This window comes from Luteimonas sp. Soil_N_1 (assembly GCF_057656255.1).
The window spans coordinates 54,719-74,601 of record NZ_JBDGKS010000002.1 but is presented as its reverse complement, the minus strand read 5'-3'; the positions used below and the strand labels follow the sequence as shown (position 1 = coordinate 74,601).

Sequence of the window (19,883 nt, the reverse complement as noted above, 5' to 3'; positions counted from 1 at the left end):
CAGCATCGCAGTGGGCTACGAGGCCTCGGCGCTTGCCGACGATGCACTGGCGGTGGGCGCGAACAACACCGCGAGCGGTGTGTCGTCGACGGCGGTGGGCAACCTCAACATCGTCGAGGGTGACGAGAGCACGGCAGTCGGCAGCCTCAACCTGGTGACGGGTACGGGCAGCACGGCGGTCGGCAGCCTGAACCTGGTGACCGGCAACAACGCCAACGCCTTCGGCAGCGGCAACGTGGTCTCGGGTGACGGCGGCACGGCGGTCGGCAACGATGCAACGGTGGGCGCGGCCAATGGCCTGGCACTGGGCAACGGCGCAACGGTCGACCACGACGGCGCGGTTGCACTGGGTGCAGGCTCGGTGACGGATGCGGCGGTCGCGACGACCGACGTCACGCTCAATGGCACGACCTATGACTTCGCCGGCACTGCGCCGACGAGCACGGTCAGCGTGGGCAGCGTCGGCAACGAGCGGACGATCACCAACGTCGCCGCGGGTCGCATCAGCGCGACCAGCACCGATGCGATCAACGGCTCGCAGCTGCACGCGACCAACACGGCGCTGGAAGAAGTGGCCGAAGTGGCGAACGCGGGCTGGAACGTCAGCGCCGGTGGTGCGAACAGCACCAATGTCGGTCTGAACAGCCCGACCGGCAACAACGTCGATCTCAACAACGCGGACGGCAACATCGTGGTGTCGAAGTCGGACGACAGCAACGACGTCACCTTCGACCTGGCCGATGATCTCAACGTTGCCGGCAGCGTCACCGTCGGCGGCACGCGGATCGACAACACCGGTCTGACGATCGTGGGTGGCCCGAGCGTGACGATCAACGGCATCGACGCCGGTGGTCAGGTCATCACCAACGTCGCGGCCGGTGTGGCCGGCACCGACGCGGTGAACGTCGACCAGATGAACGAGACGGCGGAAGCGGCGCGCGCCAAGTACTACAGCGTCAACTCGACCGGCGGCGGCAACTTCGACAACGATGGCGCCACCGGTGCCGACGCGATCGCAGCGGGCAAGGATGCGGAAGCCGAGGGCGACGAAGCGGTGGCGATGGGTCTGGCGGCGTCCGCAGCGGGCAATGGCAGCGTGGCCATCGGCTCGGGCGCGCGGGCACAGGAACTCGACAGCCTGGCTTTCGGTACCGGCGCGGTGGCGGGCCATGCCAACAGCATCGCGCTCGGTGCGGGTTCGGCCACCACGGTCGGTGCCCAGGCCAGCTACCAGGGTGCCTATGTCGGCGAGAGCAGCTCCACGGGTGAACTGAACCTGGGCGGCCGTCAGATCACGGGCGTCGCAGCAGGTTCGGCCGCGACCGATGCGGTCAACGTCAGCCAGCTGCAGGGCGGCGTGGCCAGCGCGGTGGAGCAGTCCAACCTGTACACCGACGGTCAGATCACCACGGTCAACAACCGGATCGACGTGATCGACGGACGTGTGACCGCGATCGAAGGCGACATCGTCGACATCCGCGGCGACATCACCGACATCCAGGGCGACATCGTCGACATCCGTGGCGACATCACGGATCTGGATGGCCGCGTGACCACAGTGGAAGGCGACATCGCGGCCATCAACGTCACGGTGGACCAGTTCGACGGTCGCATCACCGACATCGAGAACGGCGCCAGCGGCATGTTCCAGGTCAACCAGGACGCGGCCACGGTCGCCCCGACGGTGACCGGCACGAATGCCTCGGCCGGTGGCAGCGGTGCGGTCGCCAGTGGCACCAACGCGCTGGCGCTCGGCAACCAGAGCACGGCCAGCGGCGCGAACAGCACCGCCGTCGGCACCGGTGCCACCGCGTCGGCAGCCAACAGCACGGCGGTCGGCCAGGGCGCACGTGCGACCCATGCCAACAGCGTCGCGCTGGGTGCGGGCTCGGCGACCACCGTCGGTGCGCAGGCCAGCTACAACGCCGCCTACGTGGGCACCAGCAGCTCGACCGGTGAAGTCAACATCGGCGGTCGCACGATCACCGGTCTCGCACCGGGTATCGCCGGCACCGATGCGGTCAACGTCAACCAGCTCAACGGTGGTGTGAACCAGGCGATCAGCGTCTCCAACCAGTACACCGACAACCGCATCGGCCAGCTCGAAGGCGACATGTGGAACATCGAGCGCGGCTACCGCGGCGCGACGTCCTCGGCCATGGCGATGGCGGGCCTCCCGCAGGCCTACCTGCCGGGCAAGAGCATGCTGGCGGTGGGCTTCGGCGGCTACCAGAGCGAGTACGGTATGGCGGTCGGCCTCTCGGGCATCACCGAGAACGGTCGTTACGTCTACCGGGCCCAGGCCAGCGGCAATACGGCGCGCGACTGGGGCTTCTCGGTCGGTGCGGGTTGGCAGTGGTAAGACGCGTTCCGTTCGGGCACCTTCTGCGGAAGGTGCCCGTCAGGGCATCGCGGTAGAAGTGGACAGCAAGTGCGGTCGATTCGTGTTCTGAACGTATTGGCGTAGGCCGTCGACGCATCCGCGCGACGGTGGGTCATTCATTACCGGGAAGCGAAATGAAGACGAAAATGATGGGACAGGTGCTCGTTGCACTGGCCATGTTGCCGTGTGCAGCGGTGTTTGCCGGCGGCGTCGAGCCGCAGGCCGAGCCCGACGCGGCTGCAACCGCAGCGCAGGGCAATGCGATGTGGGCGATCTACGACGAGAAGACGGGCCAGCTGCGCGCGCCGACGACGGAAGAGATCCAGCGTTTCGAAGCCTCGCGCGCCAACCAGCCGGCCGCGACGGCCCGCAGTGCGGGTGTGCGTTCGCAGCTGGACCTTCAGCCGGCGACCGAGGCTGATGCGGTACGCACCATGCGTCGCAGCAGTAATGGCACGGTGACCATGGAGGTGCCCCGCGATCTGTTGAGCAACGTCGTCGGCCAGTTCGACGCCGACGGCAATCTCGTGATCAGCCATGGCGATCACGAAGGCCACGCAGACCACGTTGCGCCCACCGCTGCAGCCACCGAGGAATGAGCCGATGAAAACCGCACTTCTGGCCTCGGCCATCCTCGCGTCACTCGCCTTCGCCGCGCCGGCCTCGGCGGCCACCATCCGCCTGATCAACGTGGACCAGCCGGGCGTGGGTCTCAACGATCCGACGCCGGCTGCACCGATCGGCGGCAATCCGGGCACCACGGTCGGTCAACAACGCCAGATCGCCTACCAGTACGCCGCTGACCTGTGGGGCGCGCTGCTCAAGAGCGATGTCGAGATCCGGGTCTCGGCGACATTTGCCGCACTCCAGTGCGATGCCAACGGTGTCGTGCTCGGCTCGGCCGGTGCCACCACGGTCAGCCGGAACTTTCCGAATGCGCCGCTCGCGAACACCTGGTATCACACCGCACTGGCCAGCGCGATTTCGGGTCAGGACACCAATCCCACCGGCAACCACATCGTCACGCAGTTCAACGGCGCGCTCGGCACGCCGAACTGTTCGCCCAACAGTGGCTGGTACTACGGTCTGAACGGCAACGCGCAGAATCCGAACAAGGCCAACTTCCTCAACGTCATCATGCATGAGATCGGACACGGTCTCGGTGTCAGCAGTTTCATCAACAAGACCTCGGGTGCGTGGCTGCAGAACTTCCCGGACACGTACGGCGCCAAGGCGATCGACAATGTGTTGAATCTGCCGTTCAACGCCACGGCCATGACCAATGCCACGCGTGCGACGGCTATGCGCACGCCGGGCCGCACTGCATGGACCGGCGCGTCGGCCAACACCACTGCCGGGCTGATCCTCGACAACTTCAGCGGTCTCAAGTTCACCCTGGCCAACGGCACGCAGCCGGTCTGGGCGTTCGGCACGGCCGAGTTCGGTCCGCTGGTCACCTCGTCCTTCCCGACCGGTCCGGTGGTGCAGGCGATCGATGCGGTCGGCGGTGCATCGCTCGGTTGCGGTACCGCGTTCGCGAACGCGGCCCAGATCGCAGGCCGTATCGCGCTGATCGATCGTGGTACCTGCGCCTTCGCCCTGAAGACCAAGCTGGCACAGGATGCAGGCGCCATCGGCGTCGTCATCGCCAACAACGTCAACGAAACCGCCGGCATGGCGGGTGCGGATCCGACCATCACCATTCCCACGGTTCTGATCTCCAGCAGCAATGGTGCCGCACTCAAGGCGGGTGCGCCGGCAGTGTCGAACAGCATCGGCGAAGATCCGAGTCGCCTGGCGGGCACGGATGCGCAGAACCGCATCCTGCTCTACGCGCCGACGGTCGTCGCCACGGGCTCGACCTTCTCGCACGTCGACATCAGCCTGACGCCGAACGCGGTGATGGAACCGTTCGAAACCCGCACGCTGGATGCGCACGCGCGTCTCGACGTGACCCCGGGCATCTACGAGGACATCGGCTGGACGCTCAACACCGGGACCGCGAAGATCAACGGCTGCGACACCAAGGTGCCGCTGATCGAGGCAGGCGGGCTGATTCCGGGCGCCAACGTGATCGCCTACAACAAGGTCTGCGAAGCGTCTTCGGCAGGCAGCAAGTCGAAGTACCAGCGCTGCATGACCGACCACACGGTCGCCATGCGCAGCCAGGGTCTGCTCAACAACGTGCAGCTGGCTGAAACGCGCGTGTGCGTGGCACGTCGTCCCTGATCGTGCAGGAAGCGGTTGCCGGCGAGCGTCGGCAACCGCTTCGCAGATCGTGCATGCCGTCGGGGCGCACTGCGTTCCTGTCGGCCACGGGTACGACCAGGTGTCCCAGGTGTTGCCTGCGTCACCGAATTCCATGACTCCCGCCGGGCGCGCATCGAGCGCCCGGCCGGGCAATCCTGCGCCGACGTGACGGCACGCGGGTCCACGGGTCACAGATCCGATCGAAACAGAAGGAGAATCGAAATGAAGTTCAACATGGAAGGCGGCACCCGCTGGCTGGTCGCCGGTTGCCTGGCAGCCGCTCTGCTCAGCGCATGCGGCACGCGTCACGTCAGCCGTGACATCTCGCCCGAAGGCGTTGCCGGCGAGGTCGTGTTCCCGGACCGGGACCGCGCTGTGCTGACCGAAGGCACGTTCCCCAACGTCGCCGACCTGCGCAGCATCGGTCCGGGCGTCACCAAGGACCAGCTCTACCAGGCGCTGGGCCGTCCCCACTTCCGCGAAGGTTTCGCCGGTGTGCGCGAGTGGGACTATCTCTTCCATTTCCGCACTGCGGAAGGTGTGCAGACCTGCCAGTACAAGGTGATCTTCGACCGGAACCAGCTGGGCCAGAGCTTCCACTGGAGCCCGGCAACCTGCGCCGATCTGCTGGCGGACGACGCTCGCACCGCGGAAGAGGTGCGTCGCGTGAACCTGTCCGCCGATGCGCTGTTCGCGTTCGCACGGCATGAAGCCGATGACATCCTGCCGCGTGGCAAGGAGATGATCACCGAACTGGCGACCGAACTTCGCGATGCAGGCCAGTCGGTCGTCACGGTGGTGGGTCACACCGATCGCATCGGCAGCGCCGATGCGAACCAGCTGTTGTCGCAGCGCCGCGCGGATACGGTGCGCAGTCTGCTGGTCGCCGAAGGTGTGCCGGCGGATTCCATCGTCGCGCTCGGCAAGGGCAAGACGGCGCCGGTCACCACGGACTGCGCGGACACGCTCTCGCACGCGGCTCTGGTCGAGTGTCTGGCACCGGATCGTCGTGTCGAAGTCGAAGTACGCGGTTTCGCCGGACGCTGATCCCGCGACACCTGCCCGGCCGGACAGGGTTCCGGTCGGGTGCTGCGCGTCGGGCATGGTCTCGAGCATCGTCGCGCTCCGTCTGCCATCGCCCTGGCGATCGTGCCGGGCGGACCCCCACTCACCGGGCGCAGGCGTGCGACCCGCGCAACCGGCCGTGGAGACCGGCGCCAACCGGGTCTCACAGTGACCGCTGGTGCAACGCGCACCTCCACGTGCGAACTTTGACGCCACTGCCCGCCCTACATGCGCGGCCGGCCATCCCCGGCATCCGGATGAATTCCAGGTCTGTCCAGAACGCTGCAGCCCAGGGACGCGGTGCGTTTTTGTGCGGGTGCGTGCCACGTGCCGGATCAGGCTTTCAGGCGATGCGCGGCGTCGCGTCGGACGCCGGTCTTGCGCGTGACGCGGGGGCGCTTCGTGACGGACTGTCAGCGGAATGAGGGGGGCAACGTATTTTGTTAATGTTGCCGGCCGCGTTCGGCGCTCCCCTCGCGCATGAAGCGGTCAGTGGATGGGAGGCGTGTGCTTTCAAGACAGCGAGTAGCGGTCGTCGAAGACGACAGGGAATTCCGTGAAGCGATTCTGTTGCCGATGCTCACCGATGCCGGCTTCGACGTCGCCGGTATGGCGACCGCGCTGGCGTTGTACCGCGCGTTGATGACTGACCGCTTCGATGCGGTGTTGCTGGATGTGGACCTCCCCGATGAAGGCGGCTTCGCCATCGCGCGTCATCTGAGCGCGCAACCCGATGCGCCACAGGTCGTCATGCTGACGGGCGATGCGTCCCGGGAAGCGCGGCGGCAGGGACATGAAGCGGGTGCCGCGGCGTTCCTGGCCAAGCCTGTCGACCGCGTCACGCTGATCCGCACGCTGAAAGTGGTGCTCGAGCAACGCCCCAAGGGTGGGCATTGGGAGCTCGACAGACGCGGCTGGCATCTCCACGCTCCGGACGGTGCGACGATCGCGCTGTCGCTGCAGGAGCGCCAGGTCATGCGCCTGCTCGCCGCGACCCCTGGCGCACCCGTGCACCGGGAAGCGCTGATCGCGCGCCTGACTGACGATGTGCAGGGCTTCGATCCCCACCGTCTGGACATGCTGATCCACCGCCTGCGCCGCAAATGCGAGGCGGCCGCCGGGCAGGCGCTTCCGCTGCGGTCGGTGCGCGGCGTCGGTTACGCGCTGGTCTGGTAGCTCGATGTACCTGCGTCAGCCGGAGCCTCCGCCAGCGGCAGCGTGATCACGATGGTGGTGCCCGCGCCGGGCGCGCTTTCGATGGCGACATGGCCGCCTGCGTCCCGGACGAGTCCGTCGACTGCGGGAAGCCCCAGGCCTGTGCCCTGTCCCGGGGGGCGGGTGGTGAAAAAGGGTTCGAGCACGCGCGCCAGCGTCGCGCCGTCCATGCCATGCCCCGTGTCACGCAGTGACAGCTGCAGATCGCGTGCATCGGACACGCGTGCGGACACTTCGAACGTGCCACCCGCAGGCATCGCCTGTGCCGCGTTGGCGGCCAGATTCAGCAGCACCAGTGAGAACTGGGCCGGATCGAATGCGACCGGGGCCGGCGCGTCCGGTAGCGAAATCTTCAATGCGGTCCGGCGGCCGAGCGTCTGGCGGAGCATCGGCTCGGCATCCCTGATTGCCTGGACGGCATTGAAACGCTGGATGTGCCGGACATCGTCGCGCGCGAACTGGAGCAGTTTTCCTGTGGTGGCGCGCGCGCGATCCAGCGCCGTTTCCAGCCCCTGCAATGCGGCGGTGCGCGCCTCGCCCGTTGCGGCCATGCGCGCCTGCTCGGTGTAGCCGAGCATCAGCGCCAGCAGATGGTTGAAGTCATGGGCGACGCCACTGGCCATGCGTCCGACCGCTTCCACACGCTGCGCGTGGAGGACGCGCAACTGGGCCTGCTCGCGGGCCACGACTTCGTCGGCGAGACGTGCGTGCGCGGCAGCCGACGCTGCCGCCGCGGCGGTGGCTTCGTCCAGGCTCGTCCGGAGTGCGCGGACCGAGCGGTCGATCACGACCGAGATGATCAGGAACATCACCGCACGGATCGTCACGTCGCCCAGGAGCAGCTTCAGATCGCCGCTGTCGTTGGCGTCGGTCACGGCGCCAAGTGCCATCGCCAGTACCAGGGCGGCAAACATCGCCCACAGGGCCCGACGGCCCACCATCACGCCGGCCACGAACAGCCACATCACCTGGATGGGCTGTTCGAACGTCTGGGCTTCGAGCCCGGCCGATGTATAGCTGACCAGCATCACGATCGCGACGACCGCCAGAAGCAGGCGGACCGCCAGCTGGAATCGCCCTGCACGCACCAGCGCCATCGTGGAGAGCGCGCTTGCGCTGATCGCCAAGCTCAGGAGCAGGGCGGTCGTTTCGCCCGCACGCCACGGCAGATCGACCGCCACGATCCGGAACAGCCACAGCAGCGGAGGCAGGGTGCCCAGCAGGCCCAGCACGAGCTGCAGCATCGGTGCATTGCGACGGTCGACCGGATCGACAATCGAGGGAACATCAAGCCAGCGGCGCAAACGGCGCCAGGCAGAGCAGAGTCTGTCGCGCATGTGGCATGCAGGGCAGCAGTCGGGAGCCGGCGATCATGCGACATCGCGACGGCAGCCGCGACCCGACGGATACGACAGGACCCGCGAATCCTCACCGCGCGTGAGTTTCGGTGATTTCAAGTGCGTGTATCACACCTGCAGTGTGACTAAGATCCGCCCCCAGTCGTGACGTGGCGCAGTACGCCGCGTGCGTAAACGCGCGCGTGGATGTGCGAATCGTCGCGCCGTCTGATCGCGTCACCTTGTGACGTATCAAGCAGCATCCGCGGTCACCCAGGTGACTGCCCCCCTGGAATTGCCGGTCATCAACCCTGTCGTCGCGACGGGTGCGGCGGCCTGCGGAGCGCCATTCCAGACAGAAGTTCGAGCGGTCGTCGTCGGGTTCCGACGACGACCCATGTCCGTCGGAAAACACGGGTCGCTTTTGATCGTCGTCCCACCTATCCCAGAGTCATCAGGAGTCCGCAACACATGAACAGAATCCACAGCAAGGTCTGGAACAAAGCGCTGGGCCAGTTGGTCGTGGCGTCGGAGTTCGCGAGCAGCGACAGCAGCGGCGTCGTGCAGGGTGCAGGCGCTGCCGCTCCGCTGCGTAGAAGGCGCATGGTCGCAGCGTTCGCTTCGCTGATGGCACTGGCAGGTGTTGCGGGATCGGCGGCATGGGCGCAGGACGCCAGCTGGACCGTGACCGACGGCGACACCGCCGCGCAGATCGGCGACGGCGGCACGGTGGCGGTGGTGGGAGGCGACAACATCACCGTGGCGCTGACCGGCGGGGCCGATGACGCCAGGCTGGAGATCGCGCTCGATCCGAACCTGACCGTCGACAGCGTCACCACCGGCCAGAGCCGGCTCGACACCAACGGCCTGACCATCACCGGCGGCCCGAGCGTGACGCTGGGCGGCATCAACGCCGGCAATCGTGTGATCACCGGCGTCGCCGACGGTACCGCCAGCGGCCACGCGGTGAACCTCGGCCAGCTCGATGTGGTGCGCACGGCGGCGTCCGGCGCGCAGTCCACTGCTGACGCCGCTGCCAATGCCGCGGCGATCGCGCAGGCCGCAGCCGTCGCAGCCGGCGCCGGCTGGACCGTCGGCGCGGACGGCGACACGGCCGATATCGGCCCCGGCGGCACGGTGACCTTCGCGGGCGACGGCAACATCAGCGTGGCGCTGACCGGCCCCGACGATGCAGGCGCGGTGACGGTCACCCTTGCCCCGGATCTGACGGTGACCAGCATCACCACCGGCAACGCGAGGCTCGACACCAACGGATTGACCATCACCGGCGGTGCCAATGGTCCCGTCAGCGTGACCGGCACCGGCATCGATGCCGGTGGCAACAGGATCACCAACATCGCCGAGGGCGCGCTGACCTCGACCAGCACTGACGCAGTGACGGGCAGCCAGATCTTCGATCTGTTCATCGAGGAGGGTGCGGGCGGCGTCCGGTATTTCCGCGCGCGTTCGGCACAGCCCGATTCCCGGGCACTGGGCGACGAGTCCGTCGCCATCGGCCCCAACACCGTGGCGGAAGGCGTCAGCAGTTTCGCTGCCGGCGACGGCGCCACCACCGCGCTGACTGCCGAGGGCGCGATTGCCCTGGGTCAGCGCGCAACGGCCGGCACCGATGCCGGCGCGGTCCCCGACGGTGACGGCGCCATTGCCATCGGTCGCGACAGCCAGGCCAGCGGCAACAGCACCCTGGCGATCGGCGATGGCGCACGTGTCGAGAACGAGCGCGTGCGCGACGCGATGGCGATCGGTACCGACGCGCAGATCAGCGGTCTGGAAAGCAGCGGTGCGATCGCGGCGGGCCACGCGGCACATGCCAGTGCCGCCAATGCAACGGCCGTCGGCGCCAGCGCCTTCGCCGGCGGCGGCAGCGCCACTGCGCTGGGCCATGGCGCCAGCGCCTCCGGCGGCAGCAGCATCGCGATCGGCCAGGCCCGGGCGATTGCCGGCAATGCGATTGCCGCAGGCGCAGGTGCCTATGCCGGCACGGCGGACAGCATCGCCCTGGGTACCGGCGCGGGCGTCGGTACGGAGGGCAACGCTGCCGGTGACCGTACGGATCACGTCGCCATCGGTACCCGGGCCGGACAGAACGTCACCGGCAACCAGAACACCGCGCTCGGCTACAGCGCCGGGTCGGGCGTCGTGGGCGACAAGAACATCGCGATCGGCTCCGAGTCCGGGCTTGGACTTGCGGGCAACAACAACATCTCCGTTGGCGTGAACGCCAACTCCGGCGCCGGGGAACGTGCGCAGGCGATCGCAATCGGTGACAGGACGCAGGCGGGGAGTGACTCGGTCGCGCTGGGCAGCGGCGCTCACGCTGAAGGCAGCGAGACCCTGGCGCTGGGCAAGGACGCCTACGCTGGCGGAAACGGCGTTGCGCTCGGCGCACACGCCACGGCCGAAGGCAGCCACATCGCGCTGGGCCGCAATTCGGCGGCGCGGAATTCCGACGTGACCGGCAGCGGTTACCTGACCGGCTCCGCAGCGACCGGCACGGCCGTGTCCGTCGGCAATTCGAATCCGGGCGAAGCGTTCCAGCGTCGCATCGTCAACGTCGCGGACGGTGCGCAGGGTTTCGATGCGGTCAACGTGCGGCAGCTGCAAGGCGCACAACAGTCGGTTGCAACTCTCGTTGGTGGTGGCGTCACTCTCAACGATGACGGTACCTACAGCCCCATCGTCGTTAACGTTGCAGGAGGAGGTACTGCCAGCTTCGCCACCATCGTCGAGGCGATTGGCGCGGTCACCAGTGGCGAGGTCGACATTCTTCCGGTCGATGCAGTGCGCTACAACACGGACGGCGGTATCAGCAACGTTGCGGCTGGCTCCCGTGCGACCGACGCGGTCAACGTCCAGCAACTCAACGAGGCCGTCGCGGAAAACGGCGTCAAGTACGTCAGCGCCAACACCACCGTGTCCGCCAACCGGGACAACGACGGCGCCACCGGCAACGACGCAATGGCGATCGGTCCGGCCGCAGTCGCCAGCGCCAATTCGTCGCTGGCGGTGGGGCACGCGGCGCGCGTGAACGCTGGTGCGCACAACGGTGTGGCCATCGGCTACGACGTCAGCGCCCGCGCGGAAAACACCACCGTGCTCGGTAATCGCAGCCATGCCTACGATGCCGGCGGCGTGGCGATCGGCCAGCAGGCCGTCAGCCAGGGCCGCAACTCCATCGTCATGGGCACCGGCGCCGAAGCCGATCCCAAGACGGGGCAGACCGTGGACAACGCCATCGTGATCGGCACCGACGCGGAAGCCACGGCCGACAACGGCATTGCCATCGGTGAAGACGCGCTCGCGTCCGAAGTGCGTGCGGTCGCCCACGGTTACCAGGCGCACGGTGATGCGGACGACGCCCAGGCCTTCGGCACGCGTGCCTACGCCGGCGGCGTGCGCTCCCAGGCCAGCGGTACGGACGCCGCAGCCACCGGCGTCAATGCCCAGGCCAGCGGCACCCGTGCACAGGCCACCGGAAACAACGCCATCGCCACCGGTACCGACTCGCGCGGCTACGCCATCGACGGCGTCGCCATCGGTACCGGCGCGGTGTCCGGCTTCGTCGTCGATGTGCCCGAAAACGCGTTCCGCAACCATGGCAGCATCGCCATCGGTGACAACTCGCGGGCAGACGATCTCAACGCACTGGCGCTCGGTGTCGAAGCCCAGGCCCGCGCGCAATCCGCCATCGCCATCGGCGAGAGCGCGGCAGCAACGGCCGCCGCGGAAAACGGACTGGCAGTGGGCGCCGACGCCCGCGTCACCGCATTGAACGCAGCTGCAATCGGCCAGAGCGCAGCCGCCACCGCCACCGACGCGCTTGCGGTCGGTTCGGGTGCGAATGCGTCGGCTTTGAATGCTGCTGCTTTCGGCCGCGGTGCAGAGGCTTCGGCCCAGAACGCGTCCGCGTTCGGTCAGGGTGCGCGGGCCCTGCATGCAGGCTCGGTTGCGCTGGGCAGCGATGCCATCACCGCGCTCGCGATCCGTACCCCCAATGCGGTTGTCGACAAGGTGACCTACACCTACGCCGGCACGTCGCCCGTGGCCACGGTGAGCGTGGGCGCGCCCGGCGCCGAGCGCACCATCACCAACGTGGCAGCGGGTCGCGTCGACGCGACCAGTACCGATGCCATCAATGGCAGCCAGCTGTTCGGGACCAACCAGGCGGTCAACGCGCTTGCTGACAACCTCGATACCGCCGGCAGGAGCGTCGCCGCTGCGCTGGGCGGCAATTCGACCTACAACCCGGACACGCATGCGGTCACCGCGAGCCTTTCGGTCCGGGGCAACACCTACAACAACGTGCAGAGCGCGCTGAACTACGTGGGGCAGGGCTGGAACGTCAGCGCCGAAGGTGGCGCGGTTGCCAATGTCGCACCGGGCGGCGCGGTGGACTTCAGCAACACCGACAACAACATCGAGATCACACGTACCGGCACGAACCTGACGTTCGATCTGGCCGACAACCTCGAGATCGGCAACAGCATCACCGTCGGTGACACCGTCATCAACGGCGATCGCATCGTCACCCGCAACCTGACGGTGGCGGGCGAAACCCGCCTGGGCGACAACTTCGTCGTCAACAACGCGGGCGATGTCACCTACAACGGTTCGGAAATCGCCACCCGCGCTGATGGCCTGGGCTTCGCCGGCAACACCGGCACCACCATCAGCAAGGCGCTCGGCGACAACACGCCGCTGACCGTCTCGGGTGGTCTGGCTGCAGGCGCGGCAAGTTCCGGCGCAAATCTGCGCGTGGACAGCGACGGCAACCAGCTGAACCTGGTCATGGCGCGTGACCTGACCGACGTGGACAGCATCACCATCAGCAATGGCGGTCCGGTCATCGACGGCACTGGCATCGACATGGGCGGCCAGCAGATCACCGGCCTGGGAGATGGCAGCGCCGATGATCATGCGGTCAACCTCGGCCAGCTGCGCGACGTCGAAGCCGTGGCCAATCGCGGCTGGGACATCAGTGCGAACGGCGGCGACAGCGCAGCCGTGACCCCGGGAGCTTCGGTCGACTTCAGCAACGACGACGGCAACATCGTCATCGCGCGCGACGGCACGGATCTGGCGTTCAACCTCGCCGACAACATCGACCTGGGCGACAACGGCAGCCTGACCACCGGCAACACCGTTGTGGACAACGCGGGCGTTGCGGTCGAGGACGAAGACGGCAACACGACCACGGTCGCGGCCACCGGCACCACGGTGACCAACGCCGAAGGCGACAGCACGGCAGTGGGCGCAGGTACGGTGGCGGTCACCGACGGCGCCGGCACGACGACGATCGGCGGCAGCACGATCTCGGTCGGCGGCAACAGTCCGATCGTGATCGACGGCAACGCCGGCGTGATCGGCGGGCTGCAGAACCAGGACATCAACTATCCGGAATTCGCGGACGGCACCGGCCGCGCGGCGACGGAGGAGCAGCTGGACCTGGTGAACCAGACCGCGAACGCGGGCTGGAACGTGACCGATGCGGACGGCAATCTGGCGAACATCGGCCCGAACGGGCAGGTGACCTTCAGCGGTGACCAGAACCTCGGCGTTGCACAGACCGGTGAAGACCAGACCGGCGTGGTGGAGATCACCCTCAACCGCGATCTGGATCTCGACAGCGTGACCACTGGCGATGCGGTGCTCGACACCGATGGCCTGGTGGTGGACGACAACGCCGGCAACCGCACGGCCATCGGCGCAGGAACGGTGGCGGTCACGGATGGCGCAGGCACCACGACCATCGGCGGCAACGTCGTTTCGGTCGGCGGCGCGAACCCGATCGTCATCAGTGGCGACAGCGGCACGATCGGTGGCCTGACCAACACCACGTTCGATCCCGGCGCCACCTACACCGGCGGCGTGGCAGCGACCCAGGAGCAGCTCGGTCAGGTCTACGAGGTCGCCAATGCAGGCTGGAACGTCAGCGCACAGGGCACCAACGCCACGAACGTCGGCGTCAACAGCCCGACGGGCAACCGCGTCGACCTCCGCAGTGCCGACGGCAACATCGTCGTCACCAAGAGCGACACCAGCAATGACGTGAGCTTCGACCTGGCCGAGAACATCGATCTGGGCGAGAACGGCAGCCTGACCACGGGCAACACCGTGGTGGACAACGCGGGCGTGGCGGTCGTGGACGCAGACGGCAACACGACCACGGTGGCTGCGACCGGCACCACGACGACCGATGCAGATGGCAACAGCACCGAAGTGGGTGCAGCTACGGTGGCGTTGACGGATGCCGACGGCAACAGCACGGCCATCGGCGCAGGTGCGGTGACGGTGACCGACGGCGCCGGCACGACGACGATCGGCGGCAACGCGATCTCGGTCGGTGGTGACAATCCGATCGTGATCAGTGGCGACAGCGGCACGATCGGTGGCCTGACCAACACCGCGTTCGATCCGGACGCCTTCACCAGCGGCCAGGCCGCGACCGAGGACCAGCTGGCCCAGGTCGGCAACGACCTGACGGGTGCCGGCCTGAACTTCGTGGGCAACGACGGCGAGGTCGTGCATCGCGATCTGGGTGAGACGCTGTCCATTGAAGGCGGCGCCAGCGGCAACATCGGCGTGACCCGGAATGACGGCGAGGACGGCCTGATCGTCGAGCTGGCCGACAACATCGCGCTGACGGAAGACGGCAGTCTGACGATCGGCGACGGCACGGACGGCAGCACGCTGGATGCGGGCGGCCTGACGGTGGTTGATGGCGATCTCGCGACGACGGTGGGTGCGGGCACGCTCGAGGTGACCGACGGGACCGGCACGACGACGATCGGCGGCAGCACGATCTCGGTCGGCGGCACCAGTCCGATCGTGATCGACGGCAACGCCGGCGTGATCGGCGGGCTGCAGAACCAGACGATCGACTCCCCGGACTTCGCCGACGGCACCGGCCGCGCGGCGACGGAGGAGCAGCTGGACCTGGTGAACCAGACCGCCAATGCGGGCTGGAACCTGAGTGGCGAAGGCGAGGACCAGGTGAACATCGGGCCGAACGGTTCGGTGGACTTCCAGGGCGACCAGAACATCTCCATTGCCCAGACGGGTGATAACCAGGACGGCGTGATCGAGGTCACCCTCAACCGCGATCTGGATCTCGACAGCGTGACCACCGGCGATGCGGTGCTCGACACCGACGGTCTGGTGGTGGACGACGGCGCCGGCAACAGCACGAGCGTCGGCGCAGGCACGGTAGCTGTGACCGGCGGCGCCGGCACGACGACGATCGGCGGTAACGCGATCTCGGTCGGCGGCGCAAACCCGATCGTGATCAGTGGCGACAGCGGCACGATCGGTGGCCTGACCAACACCGCGTTCGATCCGGACGCCTTCACCAGCGGCCAGGCCGCGACCGAGGACCAGCTGGCCCAGGTCGGCAACGACCTGACGGGTGCCGGCCTGAACTTCGTGGGCAACGACGGCGAGGTCGTGCATCGCGATCTGGGTGAGACGCTGTCCATTGAAGGCGGCGCCAGCGGCAACATCGGCGTGACCCGGAATGACGGCGAGGACGGCCTGATCGTCGAGCTGGCCGACAACATTGCGCTGACGGAAGACGGCAGTCTGACGATCGGCGACGGCACGGACGGCAGCACGCTCGATGCGGGCGGCCTGGCGGTGGTTGATGGCGATCTTGCGACGACGGTGGGTGCGGGCACACTGGAGGTGACCGACGGGACCGGCACGACGACGATCGGCGGCAGCGCGATCTCGGTGGGCGGCGACAATCCGATCGTGATCGACGGCAACGCCGGTGTGATCGGCGGCCTGCAGAACCAGACGATCGCCTATCCCGAGTTCGCCGACGGCAGCGGCCGTGCAGCGACCGAGGAACAGCTGGCGCAGGTCAACGAGACCGCGAACGCGGGCTGGAACGTCACGGACGCGGAAGGCAATACGGTCAACATCGGCCCGAACGGCGAGGTGCTCTTCACCGGAGACCAGAACCTGACGGTGGCGCAGACCGGCGAGGAGGATGCGGGCGTGGTTGCGATCACGCTCAACCGCGATCTCGATCTCGACAGCGTGACCACCGGCAACACCGTCATGGACGACACGGGCGTGGCGGTCGAGGACGGAGACGGCAACACGACCACGGTGGCGGCGACCGGCACCACGACGACCGACGCAGCCGGCAACAGCACGGAAGTGGGTGCAGGGACGGTGGCGTTGAGCGATACCGCGGGCAACAGCACGGCCATCGGCGCAGGTACGGTGGCGGTAACGGATGGCGCCGGCACCACGACCATCGGCGGCAACGCCGTTTCGGTCGGCGGCGCGAACCCGATCGTCATCAGTGGCGACAGCGGCACGATCGGTGGCCTGACCAACACCACGTTCGATCCCGGCGCCACCTACACCGGCGGCGTGGCGGCGACCCAGGAGCAGCTCGGTCAGGTCTACGAGGTCGCCAATGCGGGCTGGAACGTCAGCGCGCAGGGCACAAACGCCACGAACGTCGGCGTCAACAGCCCGACGGGCAACCGCGTCGACCTCCGCAATGCCGACGGCAACATCGTCGTCACCAAGAGCGACACCAGCAACGACGTGACCTTCGACCTGGCCGAGAACATCGATCTGGGCGAGAACGGCAGCCTGACCACCGGCAATACGGTCGTGAACAACGCGGGCGTGGCGGTCGTGGACGAAGACGGCAACACGACCACGGTCGCGGCGACCGGCACCACGACGACCGATGCAGATGGCAACAGCACCGAAGTGGGTGCAGCTACGGTGGCGTTGACGGATGCCGACGGCAACAGCACGGCCATCGGCGCAGGTGCGGTGGCGGTGACCGACGGTACCGGCACGACCTCGATCGGCGGCAATGCGATCTCGGTCGGCGGTGCAAGCCCGATCGTGATCAGCGGCGACAGCGGCACGATCGCTGGCCTGACCAACCGGACCATCAGCTATCCCGGATTCGCGGACGGCTCCGGCCGGGCGGCAACCGAAGAGCAGCTGGACCTGGTGAACCAGATCGCGAACGCAGGCTGGAACGTGACCGATGCGGACGGCAATCTGGCGAACATCGGCCCGAACGGGCAGGTGACCTTCAGCGGTGACCAGAACCTCGGCGTTGCACAGACCGGTGAAGACCAGGACGGTGTGGTGGAGATCACCCTCAACCGCGATCTGGATCTGGACAGCGTCACCATGGGCGACACGTTCATCGACACCACCGGCGTCGCGATCGGCACCGACGTGCATCTGGGCAGCACCGGTCTCGTGATCGCGGGCGGCCCGAGCGTCACCGTCAGCGGCATCCACGCAGGGGGTCTGGTGATCACCGGCGTTGCGGCGGGCGAGATCAGCGCGGGCAGCCAGGAAGCGGTGAACGGCAGCCAGCTGCACGGGATGGGGGATTCGATCACCACCATCATCGGTGGCAATGCTGTCCTCAACCCGGACGGCACCATCACCACGAGCAACATCGGTGGCACCGGCCACGACAACATCGACGATGCGATCCGGTCGGCGAACGAGGCAGCCAATGCGGGCTGGACGGCCACCGATGCCAACGGCAACGACGCCAACATCGGACCGAACGGCACGGTGAACTTCACCGGCGACGGCAACATCAGCGTGGCCCAGACCGGTGCGGACAACAACGGCCAGATCGAGATCACCCTCAACCGCGACCTCGACGTGGACAGCATCACGGCTGGTGACACGGTCATCGATGCGGACGGCGTGCGCGTCGGCGACAACGTGCATCTGGGCGACACCGGTCTGGTGATCGAAGGCGGTCCGAGCGTGACCGTCGACGGCATCGATGCGGGTGGACAGGTCATCGGCAACGTGGCCGCGGGCGTGGCCGACACGGATGCGGTCAACGTCGGTCAGCTCAACGAACTGGCGGGCACCGTCATCGACAACGATGCGCGGGTGACCAACCTGGAGAACGGCGCTTCCGGTCCGTTCCAGGTCAGCCAGGACGCCAGCTTCGTGCCGCCGGCACCGACCGGTGAGAACTCTGCAGCAGGCGGCATCGCCGCAGAAGCCAGCGGTGCGAACGCCACCGCGCTGGGCAACCAGTCGGTCGCCAGCGGTGCGAACAGCACGGCAGTCGGTCAGGGTGCGCAGGCGACCCACGGCAACAGCGTGGCGCTGGGCCAGGGATCGGCAACCACTGTCGGTGCCCAGACCGGTTACGACGCCGCCTACGTGGGCAAGAGCGACTCGGCCGGCGAGGTCAATGTCGGCAATCGCACGATCAGCGGCGTGGCGCCGGGCATGGCGGGGACCGACGCGGTCAACGTCAACCAGCTCAATGCCGGTGTCAGAAGCGCGGTGGTCACCGCGAACGACTACACCGACCAGCGCTTCAACCAGATCCAGGGCGACATGTGGCAGATGAACCAGCGCGTGGATGACCTCGAGAAGAACATCAACTCGGGTGTGGCCACCGCGATGGCCATGCGCCAGGCGCCTTACGTGGCAGGTGCGACCACCTATTACGCCGGCTTCGGTGCCTACAAGGACCAGGGCGCGCTGGGTGTGAGCCTGCGGCGGACGGCCGACAACGGCCGCTGGAGCCTGGAAGGTGGTTTCTCCACCAATCGTGACGGCGCGGGCGGCTACATCGGCGTCAGCGGCGTGCTCGGCAGCAAGTGATCAGGCGCCGCCGCTCCGGCCAGACCGGAGCGGCGGCATCGCTGGATTCGAATCGAAAGGAATGACTCAGATGTCACACAACACCATGATCCGGCAGCCGCTCGCGCTTGCGCTGCTGTCGATGTCCGCACTGCTTGCCCACGCGTCCGACGTGACGCTCCCCGATGGCGAGGTTCCGGTGCAGGGCGTCGTCGGCGGGACCGAATTCCCCGCGATGGACCGCGCCTGGTTGCGCGACGGTGATTTCGTCAACGTTGCCAACCTGCGCCAGATCGGGCGCGGCATGAGCAAGAACCAGATCCGAGCACTGCTGGGCAATCCGCACTTCAGCGAAGGCATTGCAGGCGTCTCGCGCTGGAACTACGTGTTCAACTTCCGCACCGGCGTGGACACCCATGTCACGTGCCAGTACCAGCTCAACTACGGGCGCGATGCGGGACGCTACCAGGTCGAGTCGATCCACTGGGACGGCCCCGCCTGCCTGGACACGCTCAACGCAGCACCTGCACCCGCACCTGTGGCGGCCGCGGTGGAACCGGTCACGCATACGCTGTCGGCCGATGCACTGTTCGCCTTCGACCGCTCCGGCGTGCAGGACATCCTGCCGCAGGGGCGCAACGAAGTGGCCGCGCTTGCAGCCAGCCTCAACGACGCGGGACAGGTGCGCATCACCGTGGTCGGCCATGCCGATCGCCTGGGCGATGCGGCGTACAACCAGCAGCTGTCGGAGCAGCGCGCCGATACCGTCCGGCATCTGCTGGTCGAGAACGGCGTTCCGGCTGCCGGCATCACCGCCTACGGTCGCGGTTCGACCCAGCCGGTGACCCGTTGCGATGCGGGTCTGCCCCGCACCGGTCTGATCGAATGCCTGCGGCCGGACCGGCGGGTGGAGATCCAGGTCAGCGGCCAGCGCTGACCTGACGGACTCCGGCGACGACGGCCCCGTCTTCCGCGCATGCCTCCGGTATGCACGGAGGCGG

General features: G+C 67.6%; 8 protein-coding genes. 7 read left to right on the top strand and 1 reads right to left on the bottom strand.

Annotated features, from left to right (window positions below; genetic code table 11):
• From AC3A4E_RS14145 to AC3A4E_RS14125, 5 genes are all read left to right on the top strand, one after another.
• Positions 1-2,362, top strand: a 2,362-nt coding sequence (locus tag AC3A4E_RS14145) for a YadA family autotransporter adhesin (protein WP_487632136.1), incomplete at its 5' end; no start/stop codon positions are given.
• A gap of 155 nt (positions 2,363-2,517) precedes the next feature.
• Positions 2,518-2,982, top strand: coding sequence for a post-PEP-CTERM-1 domain-containing protein (locus AC3A4E_RS14140; protein WP_487632135.1), 465 nt, complete (start codon positions 2,518-2,520; stop codon positions 2,980-2,982).
• Between the two features lie 4 nt (positions 2,983-2,986).
• A complete protein-coding gene (locus tag AC3A4E_RS14135) occupies positions 2,987-4,612 on the top strand; it encodes a PA domain-containing protein (protein WP_487632134.1) in 1,626 nt (541 codons plus the stop codon).
• Positions 4,613-4,855: 243 nt separating this feature from the next.
• Positions 4,856-5,680, top strand: coding sequence for an OmpA family protein (locus tag AC3A4E_RS14130; protein ID WP_487632133.1), 825 nt, complete (start codon positions 4,856-4,858; stop codon positions 5,678-5,680).
• A 498-nt stretch (positions 5,681-6,178) separates the two neighbouring features.
• The gene (locus AC3A4E_RS14125) at positions 6,179-6,874 is read left to right on the top strand and encodes a response regulator transcription factor (RefSeq protein ID WP_487632132.1); all 696 of its coding nucleotides are present in this window, start codon (positions 6,179-6,181) and stop codon (positions 6,872-6,874) included.
• Here the strand turns inward: AC3A4E_RS14125 and AC3A4E_RS14120 are convergent.
• Positions 6,856-8,250, bottom strand: a complete 1,395-nt coding sequence (locus tag AC3A4E_RS14120) for a sensor histidine kinase (RefSeq protein ID WP_487632131.1) — start codon at positions 8,248-8,250, stop codon at positions 6,856-6,858. The genes AC3A4E_RS14125 and AC3A4E_RS14120 overlap by 19 nt on opposite strands.
• A gap of 471 nt (positions 8,251-8,721) precedes the next feature.
• On the opposite strand from AC3A4E_RS14120, the gene AC3A4E_RS14115 reads away from it, so the two are divergent.
• Positions 8,722-18,903 (top strand): ESPR-type extended signal peptide-containing protein, encoded by a 10,182-nt coding sequence (locus tag AC3A4E_RS14115; protein ID WP_487632130.1) that lies wholly within the window; start codon positions 8,722-8,724, stop codon positions 18,901-18,903.
• A gap of 70 nt (positions 18,904-18,973) precedes the next feature.
• Positions 18,974-19,819, top strand: a complete 846-nt coding sequence (locus AC3A4E_RS14110) for an outer membrane protein assembly factor BamE (RefSeq protein WP_487632129.1) — start codon at positions 18,974-18,976, stop codon at positions 19,817-19,819.
• The last annotated feature ends 64 nt before the right edge of the window (positions 19,820-19,883 follow it).

What these genes read in the sequence shown, in the direction of transcription:
- AC3A4E_RS14135 (WP_487632134.1), top strand. Translation starts at nt 2,987, where the DNA reads ATGAAAACCGCACTTCTGGCCTCGGCCATCCTCGCGTCACTCGCCTTC.
- AC3A4E_RS14110 (WP_487632129.1), top strand. Translation starts at nt 18,974, where the DNA reads ATGTCACACAACACCATGATCCGGCAGCCGCTCGCGCTTGCGCTGCTG.
- AC3A4E_RS14140 (WP_487632135.1), top strand. Translation starts at nt 2,518, where the DNA reads ATGAAGACGAAAATGATGGGACAGGTGCTCGTTGCACTGGCCATGTTG.
- AC3A4E_RS14130 (WP_487632133.1), top strand. Translation starts at nt 4,856, where the DNA reads ATGAAGTTCAACATGGAAGGCGGCACCCGCTGGCTGGTCGCCGGTTGC.
- AC3A4E_RS14115 (WP_487632130.1), top strand. Translation starts at nt 8,722, where the DNA reads ATGAACAGAATCCACAGCAAGGTCTGGAACAAAGCGCTGGGCCAGTTG.
- AC3A4E_RS14125 (WP_487632132.1), top strand. Translation starts at nt 6,179, where the DNA reads ATGAAGCGGTCAGTGGATGGGAGGCGTGTGCTTTCAAGACAGCGAGTA.
- AC3A4E_RS14120 (WP_487632131.1), bottom strand. Translation starts at nt 8,250, where the DNA reads ATGCGCGACAGACTCTGCTCTGCCTGGCGCCGTTTGCGCCGCTGGCTT.